Annotated in this window: 15 protein-coding genes and 5 pseudogenes; 13 read left to right on the top strand and 7 right to left on the bottom strand. The window is 57.9% G+C overall.

Features of this window, described 5'->3' with window-relative positions:
* Positions 1–2: 2 nt before the first annotated feature.
* Positions 3–2042: an alkaline phosphatase D family protein gene (locus L2D00_06670; GenBank protein WBQ14356.1), complete on the top strand. Its 2040-nt coding sequence runs from the start codon at positions 3–5 to the stop codon at positions 2040–2042.
* Positions 2043–2728: 686 nt separating this feature from the next.
* Positions 2729–2965 carry a hypothetical protein gene (locus L2D00_06665; GenBank protein ID WBQ14355.1) on the top strand — a complete coding sequence of 79 codons (237 nt, stop codon included), beginning with the start codon at positions 2729–2731 and terminating at the stop codon, positions 2963–2965.
* A gap of 183 nt (positions 2966–3148) precedes the next feature.
* On the opposite strand, the gene L2D00_06660 is transcribed toward L2D00_06665, so the two are convergent.
* Together L2D00_06660 and L2D00_06655 are read right to left on the bottom strand one after the other, a co-directional pair.
* The gene (locus tag L2D00_06660; GenBank protein ID WBQ14354.1) at positions 3149–4210 is read right to left on the bottom strand and encodes a Fic family protein; all 1062 of its coding nucleotides are present in this window, start codon (positions 4208–4210) and stop codon (positions 3149–3151) included.
* 168 nt (positions 4211–4378) lie between these two features.
* A complete protein-coding gene (locus L2D00_06655) occupies positions 4379–4756 on the bottom strand; it encodes a type II toxin-antitoxin system VapC family toxin (protein WBQ14353.1) in 378 nt (125 codons plus the stop codon).
* A 413-nt stretch (positions 4757–5169) separates the two neighbouring features.
* Here L2D00_06655 and L2D00_06650 point away from each other — a divergent pair, with 413 nt between their 5' ends.
* On the top strand, positions 5170–5730 hold the full coding sequence (locus tag L2D00_06650) for a hypothetical protein (GenBank protein WBQ14352.1): 561 nt from the start codon (positions 5170–5172) through the stop codon (positions 5728–5730).
* 238 nt (positions 5731–5968) lie between these two features.
* Here the strand turns inward: L2D00_06650 and L2D00_06645 are convergent, their stop codons facing one another.
* Positions 5969–6154, bottom strand: coding sequence for a hypothetical protein (locus L2D00_06645; protein ID WBQ14351.1), 186 nt, complete (start codon positions 6152–6154; stop codon positions 5969–5971).
* Between the two features lie 172 nt (positions 6155–6326).
* Between L2D00_06645 and L2D00_06640 the strand changes: the two genes are divergently transcribed.
* The 5 genes from L2D00_06640 to L2D00_06620 all read left to right on the top strand — a co-directional run bounded on the left by L2D00_06640 (position 6327) and on the right by L2D00_06620 (position 11172).
* Complete coding sequence (locus L2D00_06640) at positions 6327–7214, top strand: tyrosine-type recombinase/integrase (protein WBQ14350.1); 888 nt, start codon at positions 6327–6329, stop codon at positions 7212–7214.
* Positions 7215–7348: 134 nt separating this feature from the next.
* Complete coding sequence (locus L2D00_06635) at positions 7349–7756, top strand: hypothetical protein (GenBank protein WBQ14349.1); 408 nt, start codon at positions 7349–7351, stop codon at positions 7754–7756.
* A 345-nt stretch (positions 7757–8101) separates the two neighbouring features.
* Entirely contained in the window at positions 8102–10264 is a 2163-nt protein-coding gene (locus L2D00_06630) for an AGE family epimerase/isomerase (protein ID WBQ14348.1), read from the top strand.
* A gap of 169 nt (positions 10265–10433) precedes the next feature.
* On the top strand, positions 10434–10808 hold the full coding sequence (locus L2D00_06625; GenBank protein ID WBQ14347.1) for a hypothetical protein: 375 nt from the start codon (positions 10434–10436) through the stop codon (positions 10806–10808).
* An 85-nt stretch (positions 10809–10893) separates the two neighbouring features.
* Positions 10894–11172 carry a GDP-mannose 4,6-dehydratase gene (locus L2D00_06620; GenBank protein ID WBQ14346.1) on the top strand — a complete coding sequence of 93 codons (279 nt, stop codon included), beginning with the start codon at positions 10894–10896 and terminating at the stop codon, positions 11170–11172.
* Positions 11173–11232: 60 nt separating this feature from the next.
* On the opposite strand, the pseudogene L2D00_06615 reads toward L2D00_06620, so the two are convergent.
* Positions 11233–12371 (bottom strand): annotated as a pseudogene (locus L2D00_06615) (IS3 family transposase).
* Positions 12372–12458: 87 nt separating this feature from the next.
* On the opposite strand from L2D00_06615, the pseudogene L2D00_06610 reads away from it, so the two are divergent.
* The 5 genes and pseudogenes from L2D00_06610 to L2D00_06590 all read left to right on the top strand — a co-directional run bounded on the left by L2D00_06610 (position 12459) and on the right by L2D00_06590 (position 17354).
* Positions 12459–13073, top strand: a pseudogene (locus tag L2D00_06610) (IS3 family transposase).
* Positions 13074–13534: 461 nt separating this feature from the next.
* Entirely contained in the window at positions 13535–14764 is a 1230-nt protein-coding gene (locus tag L2D00_06605) for an oligosaccharide flippase family protein (GenBank protein ID WBQ14345.1), read from the top strand.
* Positions 14765–15119: 355 nt separating this feature from the next.
* Positions 15120–15786, top strand: a pseudogene (locus L2D00_06600) (transposase).
* A gap of 57 nt (positions 15787–15843) precedes the next feature.
* Positions 15844–17066 (top strand): annotated as a pseudogene (locus L2D00_06595) (IS256 family transposase).
* Positions 17067–17133: 67 nt separating this feature from the next.
* A pseudogene (locus L2D00_06590) lies at positions 17134–17354 on the top strand (integrase core domain-containing protein).
* 277 nt (positions 17355–17631) lie between these two features.
* On the opposite strand, the gene L2D00_06585 reads toward L2D00_06590, so the two are convergent.
* The 3 genes from L2D00_06585 to pseI form a co-directional block, all read right to left on the bottom strand.
* On the bottom strand, positions 17632–18831 hold the full coding sequence (locus L2D00_06585) for a hypothetical protein (GenBank protein ID WBQ14344.1): 1200 nt from the start codon (positions 18829–18831) through the stop codon (positions 17632–17634).
* Positions 18832–18947: 116 nt separating this feature from the next.
* On the bottom strand, positions 18948–20378 hold the full coding sequence (locus L2D00_06580) for a hypothetical protein (protein ID WBQ14343.1): 1431 nt from the start codon (positions 20376–20378) through the stop codon (positions 18948–18950).
* A 256-nt stretch (positions 20379–20634) separates the two neighbouring features.
* Positions 20635–21678 (bottom strand): pseudaminic acid synthase, encoded by a 1044-nt coding sequence (pseI, locus tag L2D00_06575; GenBank protein ID WBQ14342.1) that lies wholly within the window; start codon positions 21676–21678, stop codon positions 20635–20637.
* Positions 21679–21685: the final 7 nt, after the last annotated feature.

The raw sequence follows: 21685 nt of genomic DNA, 5'->3' as shown, positions 1-21685 counted from the left end.
TTATGGACAGACGCAGTTTCATCCAGACGGGTCTGGGCGCTTTGGGTTGGGCCATCGCTTCGGCGGCCGGTCCGCAAGCGGCCAGCGCCCGGGCGATCGAGGCCACCGGCCGCTATATGTTCCCGCACGGGGTGGCGTCCGGTGACCCGACTGCGTCGTCCGTGGTGTTGTGGACGCGCGTGCAGGCGAACGATGGCGCCACGCCCGATCGTGTCGCTCTGACGGCCGAAGTGGCGCTCGACGCAGGGTTCGAGACCGTACTCGTGCGCACTGACATCGAGGCGGTGGCCGACGCCGACCACACTGTGCGGCTCATTGTGACCGATCTGCCGTCAGACACGCGCCTGTTCTACCGGTTCATCGCGCACGGCGATGTGTCCATGCCGCTGGGCCATACGCGCACGGCACCCGGCCCAGACACCCTGAGGCCGGTCAGGTTCGCCACCGCCTCCTGCCAGAATTACGAGCAGGGCCAGTACGGCGCCTGGCGGCGTCTGGTGGAAATGGATGAAGCCGCTCCTGAAGATCAGCGCATCGATGCGGTCATTCATCTGGGCGACTTCATATATGAAGCGGTTGGATACGGGGCCGTTCGTCGTGCCGGACCGCTGCCGAGCGGGGGCGGTGGCCAGAGCGCGGACATTCGTCATGCCGTGACGCTCGATGACTATCGCCATCTGTGGCGCACATACCTGTCGGATCCCGACATGATCGCCGCGCGCGCCCGTTTTGCGTTCATCGTGACCTGGGATGATCACGAATTCAGCAATGATTGCTGGCAGTCGAGCGAAACCTACACCGTTCCGCCGCTGCCCGCCCAGACGCGCAAGGTCGCCGCCAACCAGGCGTGGTTTGAGTATGTGCCGGCTTTGCTGACGGGGTCGGCCGACTTTGAGGGCATCGCATCGCCTGCGCGCGATTTCAGCGCTGCCGACGTGTCCAACACGGCGTTTCGCGACGCCGCGCTCGGTTCTCAGCAGCCCGAGCCCAACAATATCGCAGCCATCAAGTCGCTCATCATTCATCGCGCTTTCTCATGGGGGGCGATGGTCGATGTTGTCGTGACCGACACGCGCTCCTTCCGATCAGAGCAGGCCGTGCCGGCTGAGCTGGCTGTCGCCCTGACCACCATTGACCGCGGCTTGCAGCCGCTTGGCATTGTGCGCACCCTGGACGCAGGACGAGACGCGAATGACGGCGCGCCGCCGCTTGAGCTGACCTTTGCCGGTCAGACTTTTGAGAACCCGCGCGCCACTCATGCGCCGGGCACCATGCTGGGACATGAGCAGCGTGACTGGTTCAAGTCGGTGATGCGCGCGTCTCGCGCACGCTGGAGAGCCTGGGCCAATTCGGTGCCGCTTTCGCCCATGCGCCTTGACAGCGACAGTGTAGGCCAGTCCTCCGACCCTGCGGTTCTGACCATCGACGCCTGGGACGGCTATCCGTCAGAACGCAACGCCTTGCTGACGTTTTTCCGCGAGGAAGGCGTTGCCAATGTGGTGTCGCTCGCCGGCGATCATCACATGCATATCGGCGCGGTCGTCAGCGCCCATGATGACGCGTCCGACCCTGCCGCCATCGAATTTGCCACGGCCGGGATCAGCTCACAGCCCTTCCAGGTCACCCTTGAGCGCAATGTTCCCAGAGATAACCCCGCGCGCAGCCTGTTTGCGTTTGATGATCGCGTGATCGAGACACCAGCCGATCAGGCCGACGCGGCCAACATGACGTTCAGAGCCGGGATATCGGCCACAGTCATCACATCGATGACCGGGCAGGAGGCCGCGGGCCTGGCTCAACGCAATCCGGCCCAGAACCCGCATCTGCGTCTGCTTGACAGCGCCGCCAATGGTTTTTGTGTCGTGACGTTCATGCAAGATCGCGTGGACGCGGCATTCCACTCGGTTGACGCAGCCTCGGGCCAGGATATCCGCGTGGCTCACCTGTCTGCTCCCGCCTGGGGGACTGGCGAGGCGGCGGGCATGGATGAGGCGCGTATCGAAGGCTCCGCGCTCTTTCCCGCAGGGCTCTACAGACAGTAACTGCCGCACAGGCCGTCGCCCTGATTTAGCGCCTCACCCGTGCGATCGGGGCGATGCTGGGACTGACAGCGGCTCGCGGCCGGGAGGCGAGAGCGAGCGGCTTGTCGCGAACGACGAGACCTGTGGTTCACGCCGCGCGCGGTGCACGCTTGTACCGGCGACCCGTCCTCGCGGCGATCAGCCTCATCGCCGCGATGCCTGCATGCTAGATGTCTCGGACACATGGAACAGTTCCGCGAAGTCTTTAATGACTTTGACGAGAGCATGGTATCGATCATTTGTTTTATTATTGAGAATATTTGTAAGCAGAGTTATACTTTAAAAAACAAGTAAATTATAATAAAAATTTAAAGATAAACAATACAAAATAAAAAAATCTCCAGCCCTGAAAAAAGTGCTTGGAGCCCCTTTACAGACGCGCACCCCGTACATATGTGGTGTTCACAGCCGCAGCCGTGGCTGTTGAGAAAGCGTTCAAAGGGAATTCGATATTCTCGCAACGTTTCTCATTACATAGGACTGAAGTAACCTTGAAAATAGGAGAACAAGGAATGGTTAGACTATACTGTCAAACAGATGAGGGATACAGTCGATATATGCAATTGGCTTGCTTCCTTAGTCAGTGCGGATATGAACGTGCATCAATCAGTGACGAACATGATATTTGGGCGTTCAAGGGTGTTCTGATGCTTGCGATCGTACCGGTAAACAGATACTATAAAGTAGTCTTTTTGCCGATATTTGTTTACTTGTGTTTGGAATATGTTGATGACGTGACCGTATGCGACGCGATTTACTATCGGGACGCTGCGGATATGGACTTCATTCGCGCCCTCGTTAAAGCGCTGGCTGATAACATTGAGACCGTTAAAGAGGATGTCGAAGAGAAGGTTGTAGACGAAATTGAAGGGGAGGTCGCATAAAAGGATAAATAATAATTGATGTAAAGCCATAAGCGACTGAGCCGAAATGCATGCTCAGTCGCCAAGTTTTTTTTAAGATTTATTGTATATTTTCGCCGGCTGTGCCGGGATCCTTGGGTATATGGCAGATTGTCGGGTGTTTTGCTTGAAGAGCTGCCCCGAAATCGCCTGAATCGCGGCTCTTTACATCATGGTGTACCAGGTCGTGCGGCCGCCGCCGTGCTTGATGAGGTGCCCATTGTTCACCAGCTGGCGAAACTGCTGCTTCAATGTGTTTCGGCTTGCGCCCGTCAATTTGATCATGTCGCCCATGCTCACACGGCCATGCTGGCTTGCGTGATCCAGAATGCGCACAGACAGGTCGGGCAGACTTGAGAGCACGATCTTCTCGCGCTCGATCTTCCTGGCCAGCCGCTTCATCTGTTGCTGCATGGCGTGCAGGAAGAAACTCAGCCATGGCTGCCAGTCGGGCGCGTCGCTTCGGATCGAGCCTTGTGTCTGGCGAAGGGCGAGATAATACCCCTCCTTGCTCTGCTCGATGACGCTTTCGAGCGAGCTATAAGGCACGTAGGCATAACCGGCCTGCAGCAGAAGCAACGTCGTCAGGATCCGGCTCAGCCGGCCGTTGCCGTCCTGGAAGGGATGGATTTCCAGGAACACGACGGTGAACACCGCAATGACCAGAAGCGGATGCAGTCGTCGCTGCTGGCGCTCGGATGCAAGCCAAATGACCAGCTCTGCCATCAGGCGCGGGGTGTCGAACGGCGTCGCCGTCTCGAAGACAACGGCGATCTGTCGTCCGTCTTCGTCGAAAGCGGCTACAGAGTTCGATGACGCCTTGTAGCTGCCGCGGTGCCACGCGTCCTTGGCGCTGTATACGAGCAGGTCGCGATGCAGCTGCCTGATGTGGTTTTCGGTGATGGTGATGTCTTGCGAGGACCGGAAGACCATCTCCATCGTCTCTGCGTAGCCAGCCACCTCCTGCTCGTCGCGCGTGGCGAACGATTGGACGTCGAGATTGGCCAGCAGCCGCTCGACGTCACGGTCGGACAGTTTGCTGCCCTCGATGCGGGTTGACGATCCGATACTTTCGATAGTGGCGACCCGGCGCAGCGCAAAGAGCCGCTCTGGTGCCAGTGTTCCCAGCGCCCGCCAGGCACCCTTGAATTCGTCGATCTCGGCGATCAGCGCAAGCAGCTCTGGTGTGATAACAATCGTATCGGTGTTAAGCGGGCTCTGTGCCATGCCCGAATATACACCCAAATACACCCATTAAAGCAAGCGAAGACGACACCCATTTACACCCAAATCGCTGACGCGCCGGGCCTTGCGCCGCCTCGCCTGCCAAAACCGAATGCTGGCGGGTGGAGGCCATGCGTAAGCGATATGTCGATCGAAGCCGGCTATCTCTTATCAGGCTTCAAAACGGTTGAGCACATCGACGCCCAGCCCGGCCACGTCCGCCGCGTTGCGGGTTACCAGCGTCAATCGGTTGATTTTGGCTGTCGCGGCCAGCAACGCGTCGATCACCGGCGCTGGACGGATCGCATTCATTCGGCCCCATGCCTCGGCGACGGCGGTGTCGACGGGGAGCCACGCCTCGAGCGCGTTGGCCTTTCGAGGATCGCAACGCCGTGCCAGTTCCACGCCCTTGCGGATCTCACCCAGCACCAGTGCGCTGAGCCACAGATCGTCTTCGGCAATGCCCGCCCACCAGGCCGCCACGGCGGGGTCGCAGCGGTCGCCCTTGCGCACCTGAGAAATGATGGTGGTGTCGATCAGGAGGCTCACAGGGAAACGTCGCGCCCGCAATCGCGGGGTCGTTCGAGATCGATCCCTTCGAGCGGAGCTGCGGCGAGCAACGCCTTGAGGCCGCCGCTGCGGGACGTGGCTAGCCCAGCCACGTCCGCCGCGTTGCGGGTCACGCGTGATAACGCGTGCTGACGGCCCCGGCGCAATCCCCCCTGTTCGCGATACCGCAAAGCCCACCACGGTCCGGCTGAGAACCCTGCAGCATCCGGCGACATCGTATGCAGTTGGAGCGGAGTGATATAAGTGCTTTTAAATCAATATTTTAAATCAGATTTGGATCGTTGCGAAAAAATGCGTTTTGAACAAAGGCGCGAATTTCTCACTCAAGCGGTGATCGTTTCGAACTGGCGCGAAAATCATCAGACAAACGCCCCCAGTCCAAGGAAGACCTGATGGCCACTCCCAAACAGATCGCCGCCAATCGCGCCAACGCCGCCAGAAGCACCGGACCCAAAACACAAGCGGGCAAGGCGGCCTCCTCTCAGAACGCCCGCAAGCACGGGATATTCGGGCGCGACGTCGCCCACGAGCTGGAGGACCCCTTGCAGTTTGATGGGCTGGTCGAGGGTCTGCGCGCAGACCTCAAGCCCGCCAGTGCACTCGAGGACGAGCTCGTCGACCAGCTGGCGCTCGCCTTCTGGCGCAACAGGCGCCTGGCGAAGGCCGAGCAGTTCGAGCTCAATGGCGGAACGGCGCGCAGCGTTAGCATACACACTGGTGTGCGCGAGCAGGCGCGCCCCGCCTTCACCTATCTCGATGCCCGCGATCACTCCAATTTCACGATCAAGCGCATGGTGCTCTTTGGCCGATACCAGACCATGATCACCAATGAGATCAAGCGCACGCTGTCCATGCTTTACGAGGCACAGGAGCGGCGCATCGAGGCCATCGAGGCCAGCGCCATCGAGGCCAATACCAGCGAGGCGAAACCTGATAGCCTCGATCAGGCCTGACCCCCGGCAGTGAAGCGTGAGCGGGGCGTTAGCGTGAGGGTAACGCGCTAAGCCATCGCGCCGGGTGAAATTTTCAAGGCCAGGCCGCGACGCGAGATCTGGCAGGCCGGGGCGGTTGCGCCATCCCTTGAGCATTAACAGATCCGTTAACGCGATGGCGCCCGCTAAGGATCTGATAAGACAATCGGTACCGGCGACGGACCGGCCGCAAAAAAAACACGGTGGATCAAGGTGAGGCTCACATCCCCGGCGTTGGAGGCACGCGGTGCAGGATCAAGCCGGGGGAGGTCTCCGGATCCCCGATGAACTCTATGCCCTGCGCTTCGAGTGCCGCGCGCACGCGCTCGAGCGTGCCGGAGCGAGGGCTATAGCTGTTATCCTCGGATTCGATGCGTTGAATGGTGGCCCAACCAATATCTGTCATTTTGGCTAGATCGTTAGCACTTATCCCTAACAAAGCGCGAGCTGCGCGGATTTGTGCACCGGATAGCATTGCACCCCACTTAAAACGATATAAAATATATCGCATGTGCGATTCTGAATTGGTATCACAAATAGACTCGGTCCTCGCCCGCTGTGAAGGGGCGTTCTCGCCTATGACGCTGAAAGGCTATCGCGCGGACATGGCCGTGTTCGCGCGATGGGCCCACGAGCATGACCGTGCGGCCTTCCCGGTGAGCTCTCAAACCGTCGCCGCGTTCGTTCAGGCCGAAAGCGCGCGCGTGCGTCCCAGCACGCTGGGGCGCAGGCTCGCGGCCATCCGGTTCATCCATGTCTATGGCGATCAGCCTGATCCCACCAAGGCCAGCGCCGTGCGCCTGGCGATGCGGCGTGCGACAATGCGCACGCCGCSCCGCCCCNNCCAGGCCGAGGGCCTGACCCACGATCGGCTCAAGGCGATCGTGTCGGCCTGTCCTGACACGCTGGAGGGGTTGCGCGACGCCGCGCTGATCAGCGTGGGTTATGACACGCTGTGCCGGTCCTGCGAGCTCATCTGCCTGACAATCGAGGATCTGGGGATCACGGCCGATTCAGGCTCGATCCTGATCCGCCGCGCCAAATCCGATCAGGTCGGCGATGGACGCGTGGCCTGGCTGTCAGACGATACGCTCGAGCGCGTGCGCGCCTGGATGGAGGCGTCGGGCGTGGAGCAGGGATATCTGTTCCGCGCCGTTCATCGCGGCCACGCCAGCGAGCAGCCGCTGGTCAACAGCTCGGTGCGCCGCCTGGTCAAACGCGCCGCCGAGCGCGCCGGGCTGGCGGAGGCGGGCGTGCGCCTGTCAGGCCACTCCATGCGGGTCGGAGGTGCTCAGGACATGCTGCTCGCAGGGTTCGACGCCCTCGCCATCATGCAGGCGGGCGGTTGGAAAACCCCGCACATCGTCCTTCGCTATGTGGAGCAGGCCCATACCGAGCAGCTTCACAAGGAGCGCTGGGTGCGTCTTACCCGCATCCCAGACCGAGATCGCGCGGCTCGCCCATAGCGGCCTGAGTGCGGCCGTTCAGCCATGGTCGAGTAGCGCTCGGTCGCCGCAATCGCAGGCGTGGCAGCCAGCATCTCAGTCTCGCTGTCACCCGGCGTCACATCCTGGCAAGGATATTCTGTTACCCAAGGCCCATGAAACGCATCATCGCGCAATGTCTTGAGTGGAGCCCCGCTGTGTCACGCTGGATGTTTATTCCCTGCCTGCTCGGCGTGCTGACGCTGGCGTTGATGCCCTCGGGCGTCGCGCCGTCATTCGCGTGGAGCGCGCTTGTCAACCATGTGGCCGCGTTCACGGCTTTGGCGGGCCTGCTTGCGACGGGCTGGCCGCGCCTGCCGGTGTGGGCAACCGCTTTGGGGCTGATGGCGCTGGGCGGGGTGATCGAACTTACACAGGGGCTGGCGCTGTTCAGCCGGCAGCCCGACTGGATCGATATCGCCGCCAATGGCGTGGGCGTCGCTCTGGGGCTGAGCCTGGCGTTCGGCCTTCGTGCCACCCGCATGCGCCTGACCGCTCCGCTCCCCGCTGCCCTTCCTCAGTGACACCGAACTGCCAAGCGAAATCCTCGTGCATCCTCGTGAAGGGCGTTGGAGGTGGCGCGGTAGATAGCCTGCTTCAGGATGGCCTTGCTTGCAGCCAAGGCCCGCTTCTTGCTGCCTCATGAGGTCCCTGCAAATGACCTCTCATAACGCGATGGACGTGCGTGAGGCGGGGGCTTCACGCCTGCCTTGAGGGCCGGACCGACGCCGCCCTATCAGGTGCGGCAGGATCAAGAGCGGGCAAGTGTTCCTCGCCTTCATTATCTCGAAGAGCGCTGTTACGCGCAGCGGCGTGCGGTGGTAGTCTCCAAGGGAGCTAAACGGTTGTCACCGTTGCAGGGGGAAATGATGACGACGATGCGGCCGTTCATTCTTTGTGGCGGGTCCGGGACGCGGCTGTGGCCGGTCTCGACGCCGGAGCGGCCCAAGCAGTTTCATGCCCTGTCGGGCGCGCGCAGCATGATCGCCGAAACCGCCGCGCGCCTGCCCGTTAGTCTAGGTGCCATCCCCGTCGCGCCCGCGTCCGCGGTGGCCGGAGCGCGCTGGCGCGCGGCGCTCAGCACCCATCTGCCGGGTGGCGCGATGGTGCTGGAGCCGATCGCACGCAATTCCGGCCCGGCCGTGGCGGCAGCGGCGCTGTGCGCTGACGGCGACGATCTGGTCCTGATCCTGCCTGCCGACCACCACATCGCAGATGTGCCTGCGTTCCATGAAGCGCTGGCGCGCGGGGCCGAGGCTGCCGCCGACGGCGCGCTGGTCACGTTCGGCATCCGCCCCGACCATGCCGCCACGGGCTATGGCTATATCGAGCTCGCGTCTGCCGAAGCGGCACAGGCGCGTTTCGCCCCGGCGCAGGCCTTTGTCGAGAAGCCGGCGCGCGCGGTGGCGGAGAGCTATCTCACCGGCGGGCGGCATTTGTGGAATGCGGGCATCTTCTTGTTCCGCGCAAGCGCCATGATCGCCGCCCTGGAGCGTCACGCGCCAGAAATCCTGGCCGCTGCGCGCGCCGCTCTGTCGGGTGCCGGCCCCCTGGAGCCGGGCGAGGTGAGGGTGCTGGCGCGCGAGGCGTTTGCGGCTGCTCCCTCCATCTCCATCGACTATGCGGTGATGGAAAAGGCCGACCATGTGCACGTTGTGCCGGTGTCCATGGGCTGGAGCGATCTGGGCGATTTTCGCGCGCTCAAAGCCCTGCATGGGGCCGGCGACGCCAGCGTGCTGATCGGACCGGCGGCGGAAGATCAGGGCTCGAACAATTTCATCTTCTCTACCGGGCCGCGCGTGGCCGTGCGTGGCCTGTCGGGCATCGCGGTGGCTGCCAGCCCGGACGGCGTACTTGTCACCGCCCTCGATCAGGCGGCCGACATCCGCGCCGCCGTGGAAGCGGCCAGCCGCAGCTATGCCCCCAATCTGGACCCGGCTCTGGCGGCGCGCGCGCGCGCCTGGGTGTATGGCCGCATGCTGCCGGCCTGGGCGGCGGCGGGCTGGGACGCGCAGCGCGGCGGTTTTGTCGAGACGCTGAACAGCAACGGCACCCCCAATCTTGACCAGCCGCGCCGCGGGCGGGTGGCCCCGCGCCAGGTCTTCACCTTCGCCACCGCGCTAAAGCATGGCTGGGACCCTGACGGAGCGGCAAGCCGCCTCGTCGATCAGGGGCTTGCCTATCTCGACGGCCCGGCGCGCGCGCCCGCCGGCGGCTGGGCCCATGAGATCGATCCGGCCGTGGGTGTGAGCGATCCGCGCCGTGATCTCTACGACCACGCGTTCGTGGCGCTCGGCGCGGCACGCGCCTTCCAGGCGACCGGCGATGCGCGCGCTGAGCGCATGGCGCTTGAGGCCTTTGCGTTCATTGACGGTGAGATGCGCGACGGCAAGCCCGGCTGGGCCAGCCCCGAGACCCAGCCAGGCCTGAAGCAGTCCAATCCCCACATGCATTTGCTGGAGGCCAGCCTGGTGTGGTGCGAGGCTAGCGGTGACCCGCACGCTCGCGACCGGATCGAGACGCTGGCCTGGCTATTTGAGGCCTTCATGTTCGATCCGGCGACTGGGGCGGTGGGCGAGGAGTATGACGCCGGCTGGCACCCGGTTCAGAACGGCACCGGTGGGCGCATCGAGCCGGGCCATTGCTATGAATGGGCCTGGCTGTTGTCAGAAGTGCAGCGCCTGACCGAGCGCGACACCGCCAGCTGGTCACGCCGCCTGATCGGGTTCGCTGACACGTGTGGGCGCGGCCCGGATGGGTTCTCGCTGGACGCCATCACAGCCGACGGCGCGCCCCTTCTGGCGACTTGCCGGGCCTGGCCGCAGCTTGAGCGTATCCGTGCCCGCCTGTGCTTTCCCGAGACCGCGGCACCGGGCGAGGCCGAACGAGAGCTCGGCGTGTTCGTGGACACCTATCTCGATGAAACCAGTTTTGCCTGGTGCGACCGGCGCGAAGCCGACGGGCGCATGCCTATCGACTACCTGCCCGCGTCCATGGCCTATCACTTCATGACCGCCCTGGGAGGGCTGTAAGCGTTGCTTGGCAGTGCGTGTGGGTCTAATCTGCAGGGCATCTCACCGCGATGACAAGGCTATAGTGTATTTCCTCGCGCCGTGGTCTGACGTCTATGTTAGACTTACTTTTTTGGGCGAGGGCTTGCGTTAAGGAAAAATATAAAAATCGCTGTCGCCGGAATTCCCCATGGTGGCTACTGCTTGCCCAAAGACACCCGCCATCATCGACGCCAACAGCACGCGCAAGGACTTTCTGGCGGACCAGATCATTGCGCGCGCCCCCAAGGTCGTTGGCGTCTATCGCCTGGTGATGAAGGCCGGCAGCGACAATTTCCGCGACTCGTCCATTCAGGGGATCATGAAGCGCGTGAAGGCCAAGGGCATCCCGGTGATCGTGTATGAGCCGGTGCTGCGTGAGGATACATTCTTCGGATCGCAGGTGGTGCGTGATCTCGAACGGCTCAAGCGCGATAGCGATATCATCATCGCCAACCGCGTCACCGATGAGATACGCGATGTGGAACACAAGGTGTTCACCCGCGACGTGTTCGGGTCAGACTGATCGGAGCTGGCGTGGCCGCCTTGCGCTTGTTGGATAGAGGTATGGCAGCGCGCTGATGGCGCGATGTGGGAAGGGGGAAGACACAATGAGTGACCCGGTGCTGGTGACGGGTGCGGCCGGCTTTATCGGCATGCACGTGGCCGAACGCCTGCTTGATCGCGGTGAGCGCGTCATCGGGATCGATGATTTCAACGCCTATTACGATCCGCGCCTGAAGGAGGCGCGTGCGTTACGTCTCGCGGCGCGAGACGGCTTCTCGCTCGTTCGCGGCGCTATCGCTGACCCGGGCACCGTGATGGAGCTGGTGCGCTCCAAAGGTGTGCGTCGGATCGTCCATCTGGCCGCGCAGGCGGGGGTGCGCTAAGAGGTGGTTCGGTTTTTCTAAACAGCTTCCGGGGGTTTTCTAAGTGGTTTCCCGCCTCGGTTACGCCGCCACCGCATTGGGCATCGGCTGGTTGAAGTAGGCCTGATCGGGGGTTTTCCCGTCAAGCGATGAATGCGGGCGGCGGGTGTTGTAGAAGGCCAGATACTGGCCGATCCCGGCGCGGGCCTCTGGCACGCTGGCATAGGCCCGCAGGTAAACCTCCTCGTATTTGATGGTCCGCCAGAGGCGCTCGACGAAGACGTTGTCACGCCAGGCGCCCTTGCCATCCATGCTGATCTTGATCTCGCGGGCGGCCAGCACCTTGATGAAGTCGGCCGAGGTGAACTGGCTGTCCTGATCGGTGTTGAAGATCTCGGGCGCACCGTAACGAGCCAGCGCCTCCTCCACAGCTTCTATGCAGAAGTCGGCCTCCAGCGTGATCGACACCCGCCATGCCAGGACGCGGCGGGTGAACCAGTCCAGCACGGCGGCGAGGTAAATGAACCCGCGCGACATGGGGATGTAGGTGATGTCCATCGCCCAGACCTGGTTGGGCCGGGTGATGGGCAGCTTGCGCAGAAGATAGGGGTAAATCTTGTGCCCCGGCCCCGGTTTCGAGGTGTTTGGCTGACGATAGAGCGCCTCGATCCCCATGCGCTTCATCAGCGTGGCAACGTGCAGCCGCCCGACCTAGAAGCCTTCCTGAGCCAGCAGCCCCTGCAACATCCGGCTGCCCGCAAAGGGGAACTCCATGTGCAGCTTGTCGATCCGGTGCATCAGCTTGAGATCGGCATCAGACACCGGGCGCGGCTTGTAATAAACGCTGCCCCGGCTGATCCCCAGCACGATGGCCTGGCGGCTGACGCTCAGCTTCGCCGTGGGATCGATCATCTTCTTGCGCTCGCCAAAAGACCCGCCTTGCCGAGCGCGCCGGACAAAAAATCTTTCTCCTGCGTCAGCTCTCCGATCTTCGCATGCAAGGTCTTCACGTCGATCGCCGGTTCCGGTGCGGCCTTCTGGCCATCACCGAATACCCCGGTCGCGCCCTCGAGCAACTGATCGCGCCACTGCTTGATCTGGTTCGGATGAACGTCGAAATCCTGCGCCAACTCGATCATGGTCTTCTCGCCCTTGATCGCCGCCACCGCCACTTTCGCCTTGAATGCCGGGCTGTGGTTCCGGCGTGGTCGTCTTGCCATGGTCTTCTCCTCGCTTGCAGCATCATGCCGCTGGGGCGCGGAAAACCCACTTATCCCGGTTGTTCAGATTTCCAGAACCACCTCTGCTACCGGCGGATCGCGATCTTCATGCGCCGGGACGGCCATGCGATGAGCTTTGGGCGCGCCTCGCGCCTGTGGCGGGACGCGCAGCTCCAGGTACCGCGTAAACGTGGCCGCAAGCGCGTTTCCAGCGGGCGTCCGCGGCCGAACACGCCGAGCGGCGCCAACCAAGTGTGGAGTTATGACTTCGTGTTTGACTGGTGCGCCAATGGCCAGAAGCTCAAGTGCCTGACGGTCACGGATGAATGGACCAAGGAGGGCCTTGCGATCGAAGTCGATGGGCGGATCCGCTCGACGCGCGTAATCGAAGTTCTGGCAAGGCTTGTCTCGGAACGCGGCGCACCGATTCATCTGAGGTCGGACAATGGTCCCGAGTTCGTATCCCGCGCCATCCTGAAGTGGATGGTCGACGAAGGCATCGAGACAGCCCTGATCGATCCGGGCAAGCCTTGGCAGAACGGCGCGTGCGAGAGTTTTAATGGCAAGTTCCGCGACGAGTGTCTGAACCTCGAATGGTTCCGGTCACGGTCTGAAGCAAAGGTTGTCATCGAAGCCTGGCGGCGCCATTACAATGAAGTTCGTCCTCATTCGAGCCTCGGATACCTTACGCCGGCAGAGTTCGTGGCCAGCAGAAGATCAATAAGCGCAGCGCCCGTCAACGCGACGGGTCGGGACGCTGCGGTATGTGGGGCCTTCGCGCCCCGACCGGTCGCTCAACCGCTCCGTCAGGGGCATATCGAAAAGGCAGTTCTGGTCGCTCACCCAAAATAGTCGTGGTCCGAAGAATCTGAGCTGGTCAGCCGGTCTCCAGCTCCGGCGGACCGAATGTGTCAGCGTTCGATTTCGACGGAAACCAATAATCTAATTCAGCTATTTAGGATGGCGCGTAGCGACTAATGGGCCCTGGTAATTCTGAATCTTTACGTTTCTCCGGGATCACTTAAGAACGTAGATACTAAGGATGCCAGATTTAACGACGAGCTTGGATTGCAAGCGAACGCTACGCCAATTATCATACTCTCTCAGTCCGGTCCCAGCAATAAGTTGTAAGATCAAACTCCGTATCCGGAAAAGGAATCTGATTGGAACGTTACTTAAATATCTTTCTGCGCGCTTTAACTATAGGAATTCGCTTCCTATTTTTGATAGCGCTGGCAAAGTTTGTTGAGCCATCAGAAGTGGGTTATTACGGCTTGTTTGTTGCGTCTATTGGATACGCAATTTACTTTGTTGGTCTTGATTTTTATACCTACACCACACGAGAAATATCTGTAAACCCCTCAATCGAACAGGGGCGTATGATAAAAACCCAAGCCGCCTTGTCTGTTTGGCTCTATTTGATAATGTTGCCATGCACTATTTATTTTTTAACACTCACCGATCTGCCCCTATTACTGATTTGGTATTTTGCTCCGCTCTTAATGCTTGAGCACCTCAACCAAGAAATTTCGCGTTTGCTTATAGCAATGTCCCGCCAGCTGACTGCAAGCGTCGTACTTTTTCTTCGTCAGGGAAGCTGGGCTCTCGCCGCGATCGCGCTTATGAGCGTTTCTTCCGAGAGCCGCGGCTTGCTAACGGTCATGATACTTTGGAGCGTGGCTAGCGCTGCGTCTGTACTGGTTGGTTGTTATGCTGTCGCCAAGCTTAGAATGAATGGCTGGCGGGCCTCGATAGATTGGCGCTGGGCAAGGCGCGGCATTGCAGTTAGCTTCGGCTTACTGTTAGCAACTATTGCAATACGAGGAGTTCAGACTTTTGATAGGTATTGGCTTGAATCGCTTGGCGGCATTGAAATAGTTGGTGCTTATGTATTGTATATTGGTATCGCTAGTGCATTGCTTTCATTTCTTGACGCAGGCGTCTTCGTTTTTACCTATCCTGCGCTTATACGCCACCATCGTCTTGGAGAATATATGCAAGCTCGCGGGGTAATAAGAAATTCTCTGATTCAGACCACAGTAATCGTTGTGGGCTTCGCTGTGACAACATTCGCGGCATTGCCTATTTTGTTGAACTGGATCGGAAATGACGTTTACAAATCCAATTTTTGGCTTTACCCATGGATCTTGTCCGCAACGATTTTCAATGCTATCTCATTTGTTCCTCATTATGGCCTTTACGCTTTCAATAATGATAGACAAATTATATTTAGTCACATTGCAGCATTTGGTGTATTTATTGTATTGACAGGAATTCTAAGCTTTTATTTTAAATTATTTTCTGTTTTAATTGGCCTAAATGCCGCGTTTATTGTTATTTTTATATGGAAGACGATTGCCTACCTTGTCATTGAATCGCGCCGGTCAGCTTGACGTTTTGGCCTGATGAGCACTTTGCCTCCGAAAAACATTAACGCCGGGCATCAGGGTTTCCCACTAGCTTTTTTCGGCTTTGGATAGGAGCGGATTGTTATAAAGGCATCGAAGCTCATCTAGGTGCGGAAGGTTGTGATCCAAAAGTAGGGCGGGTCCGAGTGACGTGATGTTGTGGACGACCTCCCCCTGACCTGCTCGGCTAGCGTGGTTGTCGCAGGACTTCACGTCTAGGGAGATTGGAGATGACGGAGATCGCTGTTGCCGGACTGGATCTGGACACCTCCGGAAACTCCCTCTGGATCGTCGGCGCGGATCATGATTCCGTTCTTGCGAGCGATCGGAGAGAGCGGGCATGGCGTATCAGGCTGGGTTCTGGGATGTCGAGGAGCGTCTGAAGGCGATATCGGCCAAGGGCGATCCGCTGGAGACGCTGTCTGCGACAGTGGACTTTGAGATGTTCCGGCCGGTGCTGGTGCGGGCCCTCAAGCGATCTGAACCGTCCAGGGNGSGGSSSCCCYTYYTTKRATTCGGTGTTGAAGTTCAAGATGCTGGTCCTGCAGACGATGCGTGGCCTGTCTCTGGAGCAGACAGAGTTTCTGGTGCGCGACCGGCTGAGCTGGTTGCGGTTTTGCGGGCTTGGCCTTGGCGATACGGTTCCTGACGCCAACACGCTGTGGGACTTTCGCGAGGCGCTGATCGCGGCGAAGGCGCTGTAGCGGCTGTTTGTGCGCCTCGACCAGGCCATCAGCAAGGCGGGCTATACCCCGATGGGCGGACAGATCATCGACGCCACGCTGGTCGCTGCGCCAAAGCAGCGCAACCGCCAGGACGAGAAGGACGCCATCAAGGCCGGACGCGTGCCTGAGGACTGGCAGGACAAGCCGGCCAAGCTGCGCCAGAAGGACCGTGATGCGCGCTGGACGGTGAAGTTCGCCAAGGCGCGCGAGAAGGCGGACGGCAAGAAGCTCATCGATATCGCCATCCCGACCTTCGGCTACAAGAACCATGTGTCCATCGACGGGACTGTCAGGAATTTCGTGTGTGAGCGGGTATAATGGGTAAGAAGGAGTCCCACTATGTCCCGACGCAAAGAACCTGCGATCCCGTCTGCTTTGCTTGATCAACTTCTGGCTGGCGGCGATGCGGCTGCGGCCTTGCAGCAAGGCGGCTTGCTGGATTCACTGAAGAAGGCCTTGGCCGAACGCGCGCTCAATGCCGAGATGGATCACCATCTCGGGCAGGATGGGCAAGCTGGTAACAGCCGCAATTGCTATGGCTACAAGACCGTCGCCACCGACACCGGCAAGATCGAGATCGAGGTGCCCCGCGACCGTCAGGGTAGCTTTGATCCGCAGCTGATCGCCAAGTATCAGCGCCGGTTTCCCGGTTTCGATGAGAAGATCATCTTGATGTATGCGCGCGGTATGAGCACCCGGGAGATCACCGGGCATTTGCGCGATCTGTATGGCATCGACGTCTCGCCGGACCTGATATCGACCGTCACCGACGCCGTGCTCGACGAGGTTGCCGCCTGGCAGCCCGGCCGCTGGATCAGGCCTATCCGCTGGTGTTCTTCGATGCCGTCCGGGTCAAGATCCGCGATGAAGGCATGGTGCGCAACAAGGCCATCCATATCGCGCTAGGCGTGAGGGCCGATGGCACCAAGGTCGTGCTGGGCCTGTGGATCGAGCAGAATGAAGGTGCCAAGTTCTGGCTGCGCGTCATGAACGAGCTCAGGAACCGGGGCGTGGAAGATATCATGCTGGCCGTCGTTGATGGCCTCAAGGGCTTCCCGGACGCGATTACCGCCGTGTTCCCCGAAGCGATCGTTCAGACCTGCATCGTGCACCTGCTCAGGAACTCGATGGACTTCGTCTCCTGGAAGTACCGCAAGGCGTTGGTGGGCTCCCTGAAGGGCATTTACCGCGCGGTTGACGCCAAGGCCGCCGAGGAGGCGCTGACCGCGTTCGAGGCCGACGAATGGGGCCAGCGATATCCCGCGATCGGCCAGAGCTGGCGCCGGGCGTGGAGCGAGGTCATCCCCTTCTTCGCCTTCCCCGAGGAGGTTCGCAGGATCGTGTATACGACCAATGCCATCGAGGCCCTGAATGCCAAGCTGCGCCGGGCGGTCAGGGCCAGGGGACACTTCCCCAGTGACGATGCCGCCACCAAGCTGCTCTATCTGATCTTGAACCGGTCCGAGAAAGAGTGGAAAATGCCACCACGTGAGTGGGCATTGGCCAAGGCACAGTTCGCCATCCTGTTCGGTGAGCGCTTCATCAAGGCCATGGCAGCGTAATGTTCAACCGCCCGCTCACACACGAAATTCCTGACAGTCCCTTCTCGAGTGCATCTGCGAGAGGCATGGCCGTCCCAAGTCCATGTGGGCCGATCAGGGTCCCGAGTTCACTCCCGTGATCTGGACCTATGGCCCTATGCGAACGGGGTGGTTCTCGACTTCTCGCGGCCTGGCGAGCCCACGGACAACGCGTTCTTTGAAAGCCTGACCGGTAACCGGGCCGAATGCCTGAACGCCCACTGATTCATGAATCTTCCCGACGCACGTGGGAAATGCGAGCAATGGTGTTGAAACCACAACACCGAGCGTCCGCACAACGCCAACGGCTACAGAACGCGTTCGGAGGCACGCGAACAGCGTCAGGGCCCACGCAGTCCGCCCTGGAGTATGACACGAGGATCTTCCACCTCCTCGTGCCTCAAAACGGGATCAAGTGCAAAAGGCGAACAGAATTCACTAAGTCTCAGCCCGGATCAGGGGTTGGGCAAACAGGTGCCCCCGCAATCTCTTAGCGTTGGAACAACCAGCCTGTGTAAGTCAATTCGAACAATAATGTTAAAAATAATCACATTGAGGTCCGGTTCACTCTGTACGAAAATCTAATCTTGAAACAAAATAAAAATATCGTCAGTGCGACCCCGAAAAAAATAAGTGACATAACAATATTTGATCCATCCTCAAAGAAGCCTGCGTACAACAACCGCACCACGACCCCATAATACAAGACAGCTCCCAGCATGCCGAATCTACGAACAAGCCCTCGATCGAGCCATATGAATTCAAGCAACCGGACAGCTCCGCCAAACAATAATGAAAGTACAATTATAAATGGCCAGCCAAAGTTAATATATGCCTCACCAATATATGTAGCCCTTATTCCGCCGGCAAAATCCGCACCACCACCCATCATATGTCTTGTGTAGCGACCGTAAAGAAACTCGTCCTTGATCATATTGTATTCTGTCGGAACAAAACTCGTCAGGGCTGCACCATAGGATGCACCATACAAATAATCCCCATCGAAATACTGGAAAACAAGGCTGAGTTCGCGGTTGCTTACAAGAAACGAATGTATTGCTACCCTCGTAAAAGTTTGCTCCAGCGCAAAATTTGCTGAAGTAAGCGGTGAACCAATGATAACTGCAACTACGACAGCTGATAAGCCGACCGCCACAAGGCCTAGACGATTTCTATAAAGCAACCCATAGGAAAGTGCGGTCACGAAGTATGGAATCAGCAATGCACCTCTTTTTCCAGTTCCAACTAAGAAAATCGTAAGTATCAAAACCAGAACTACCGCTACTACATCATTCCGTTTTCCGAAAACACTTGAAAGACTAAACATAAGCATGAATGAGCTACCAAGTATCCCCGCAGTATATATAGGCCGAAGAGACAAATATGCCGAGCTTTGCTCTACAAAGTATTTCGACGATCCACTTAAAAGCGGGACCACCCCAAGAATTGCCCAGGTTATTCCTATCAGGCTAACAAACAATAAACCGATCATCAGGTGGTATATATTCATGTTCTGATGCGCGATCCCTAACGCTGAAAGGTTCAAAATCTTAGGCGCATCGGTTCTGAAAACCGTCCTGGACCTAGAAAGTACCGCCTCCGTGGCGATAAACCCGAGCGCGAAGACAATCAAGCCAAGCGATAATGCCAACGATGCCCTATCAATATTATCCACGGAGACTGAGAAGACGCCGACCGAAAGACGAGACACTATTGGGCCAACAAATACCATCAGCAACCAATACATTATAAGCAGATTCGACCCGCGTAAAAACGGTCTCCTAAAGGCAAAACTCGCCGACAATAAAGCGATAATGTTAATGAAAATTAAGAGCGGTTCCATTTGACACTCCCGACAAAATCTCAACGCCGCATAACCGGCAGCTCCATCTCAATAATACGCTTTATTCCTGCGAGAACCAAATTGATATTGTCCTCGGATAAAATCATATCGCGGTACGCTAGTGAGCAGGGCGCAAAAACCCCCGGCAACAGCCCTTCCTTTAGGCACTTGGAGTAACGCTCCACATCCGCTTGAGAATAATTTGAGCTATTGCGGAAGCGTCTCAGCTGCTGCGCTAGCATCTCATAAGAATCACAAAATATATCTCCGGAAATCCTGTTGTAAAATCCATCCCCTAACGTGAAACTGGGTTTACCAAGCTGAAGCGCCTCCCAACCGATAGTCCCGCCGAACGAAATGATACAGGTCGATTTTTCCAATAAGGAACAGACCGGAATCCTCGGATTTATGAGGCGAACATTGTGAAGCGCCTTTATTTTATTATAAAAACGAAGAGAGTTATTTCCAAAAGCGCTCGGGTGCTCCTTCACATAAAGCAAGAGATCAGCTGGTATTGATTTCGAAATATTTTCAATGGTCCTCGTTTGATCATCATGCCAATGCGCATGGATTATTGTTGACGCCTCGGGTTGAACCTGCAACGCGAAAAGAGAAAATGGCTGATCGTAATCTATACATCGATCGAATAGTTTCGGATGTAGTTGTAACTGTATAAGCCTCAAATATTTTCGAATATCGCGAGCAACATACCAAATTGGATGCTGTGTTATGTAATCATCAGTCCTTCGACCAACGCCGTCTAGGTACCATGATTTCAGTCGAAGAATAAGCTCTCTGAGTTGAAGCTGTGCCCGACCAAAGGATTTTTTGTTGTACTTTTCATAATGCGGAGCGGCGGCATCCGCCGCTTTCGAAATTTCAACTTGCTGAAGTGGCACTTCATGCGCGGTTTCAATTGTATGCTTAGGCTCAAATAGCCTATCCGCAACGCGATAATCTTTCCTTGCGGTGACGCTATATATAAAAGCCGGTAGCGCCGACGGTGGGCTGGAGATCGATATGTGCGGGATACCACGTGTACTCGCAACCGCGTAGGTCACCATATGATATAAATAGGCAATACCACTACTAAAATATATGTCCGGAGTATATTTGTCAAAATAACGCTCGACTGCATCGAAACTTTGGGCCAGAATTCTACGCTGTTTATCGCGAGGCAGTTTTCGGATAAATCGATCGCGCGCGGGCAGCGACGAAGTCAGATAAGGGCCGTATATTTTCTCGATCCTAACAAGCTCAGACTCTACTTTGCTAATGCTCCAGTCGTTATCGCCGCCTACAGAAACAGTCTCAAAGTCCTGCCAATAGGTTGCCCACCGCCTTCCCATGGTAAGCCCACTTATAAATTGACCATCGGACGCTAGCCTGCGCGCGATCGAGCCAAAGATAGGCGCCTCATCGCATACAAAATCAAAGCCGATTGACAGCATTACCATTTTTCGACCCGTCCAGGTGGATCTTCGTTTGCGAAACCCATAGCGCGGAGAGTTGATCCCGAAAACTGCATTGTCGATTCTCGATTACCCAGTAATATATGGAAGAAAAAATTATCGCCCCCATAACGAAACAATTGCCCAATCTTGCTATTTCCCAAAATTATCGTAATGCGCACTCAATGCCATACTGCTTTTCAATTCGCCTCAATCTTCAAGGCGTCTATATAGAGGGCGTTGGTAAATTTTATTTTTATTCTATGTCAGGCTCGCTGACTGGGCTAAACTTTACAACATTATTTTTCATTACCTTACCAAGGAGAGAGCTTAGCATTTTAGGCGGAAGGCCATATCCCGGTCGGACACTGCGGACACATTCTTTTGTAATTACTTCACCTTCGCTCATGTCTTTAACAAAATATAGGGAGCGGCGGAACTTTACATTCGCTATTTCGCTAGATTTTCGCCCATAATCTATCTTTCCTACTGCTTCCCATGCGGTGCGCGCACCAGTGCAAAGAGCCTTTAGCTCATTTGGCTCCAATGAGAAACTGTCATCGGGTCCCCCACCCGTGCGGTCAAGAGTCACGTGTTTCTCTACAATACTAGCGCCCAGCGCTATAGCAGCGATAGCCGTCGTGTTATCTAAAGTGTGGTCGGAAAGGCCTACTGGCGCACCAAAACGCGACGCGAGGTCCGAGAGCGTCGCCAAATTATAATCCGACGCGGGTGCTGGATACCCCGATACGCAGTGCAGTAACGCCAAATCGGAGGCTCCTGCGGACCTGGCCGCCTCGACGGCTTCATTGATTTCGTCCAGATCGGCCATACCGGTGGAGATGATCATTGGCTTACCCTTTGACGCAACATATTGTATCAGAGGTAAATCGACCGCTTCGAAGCTCGCGATCTTGTAGGCGGGCGCTCCAAGCTCCTCCAACAGGTCAACGGCGGTCGGATCAAAGGGAGAGGAGAACAGTGTAATTCCTCTCTTGGCAGCGTGAGCGAACAAATGCGCGTGCCATTCCCATGGCGTATGGGCCCATTCGTAGAGGTCATAGAGCGTCCGGCCCGCCCATAGGCCCTCAGTAATCTGAAAATCTGGCCCGTTGGACTTCAATGTGATTGTGTCTGGACGGTAGGTCTGAATCTTCACTGCATCCGCGCCGGCCTCTACCGCCACGTCTATGATCTGCAGAGCTTGGCCGAGATCGCCGTTATGGTTAGCCGACAGCTCCGCTATCACGTATGGCGGATGTCCAGTGCCAATAGCGCGACGGTTTATCGTAATCACCATGTCTGTG

The organism is Hyphomonadaceae bacterium BL14 (assembly GCA_027627705.1).
In the GTDB taxonomy this organism is placed as follows: domain Bacteria; phylum Pseudomonadota; class Alphaproteobacteria; order Caulobacterales; family Maricaulaceae; genus Oceanicaulis.
Note: the sequence above shows the minus strand (reverse complement) of the source record. Positions and strands in the feature narration are given on the sequence as shown.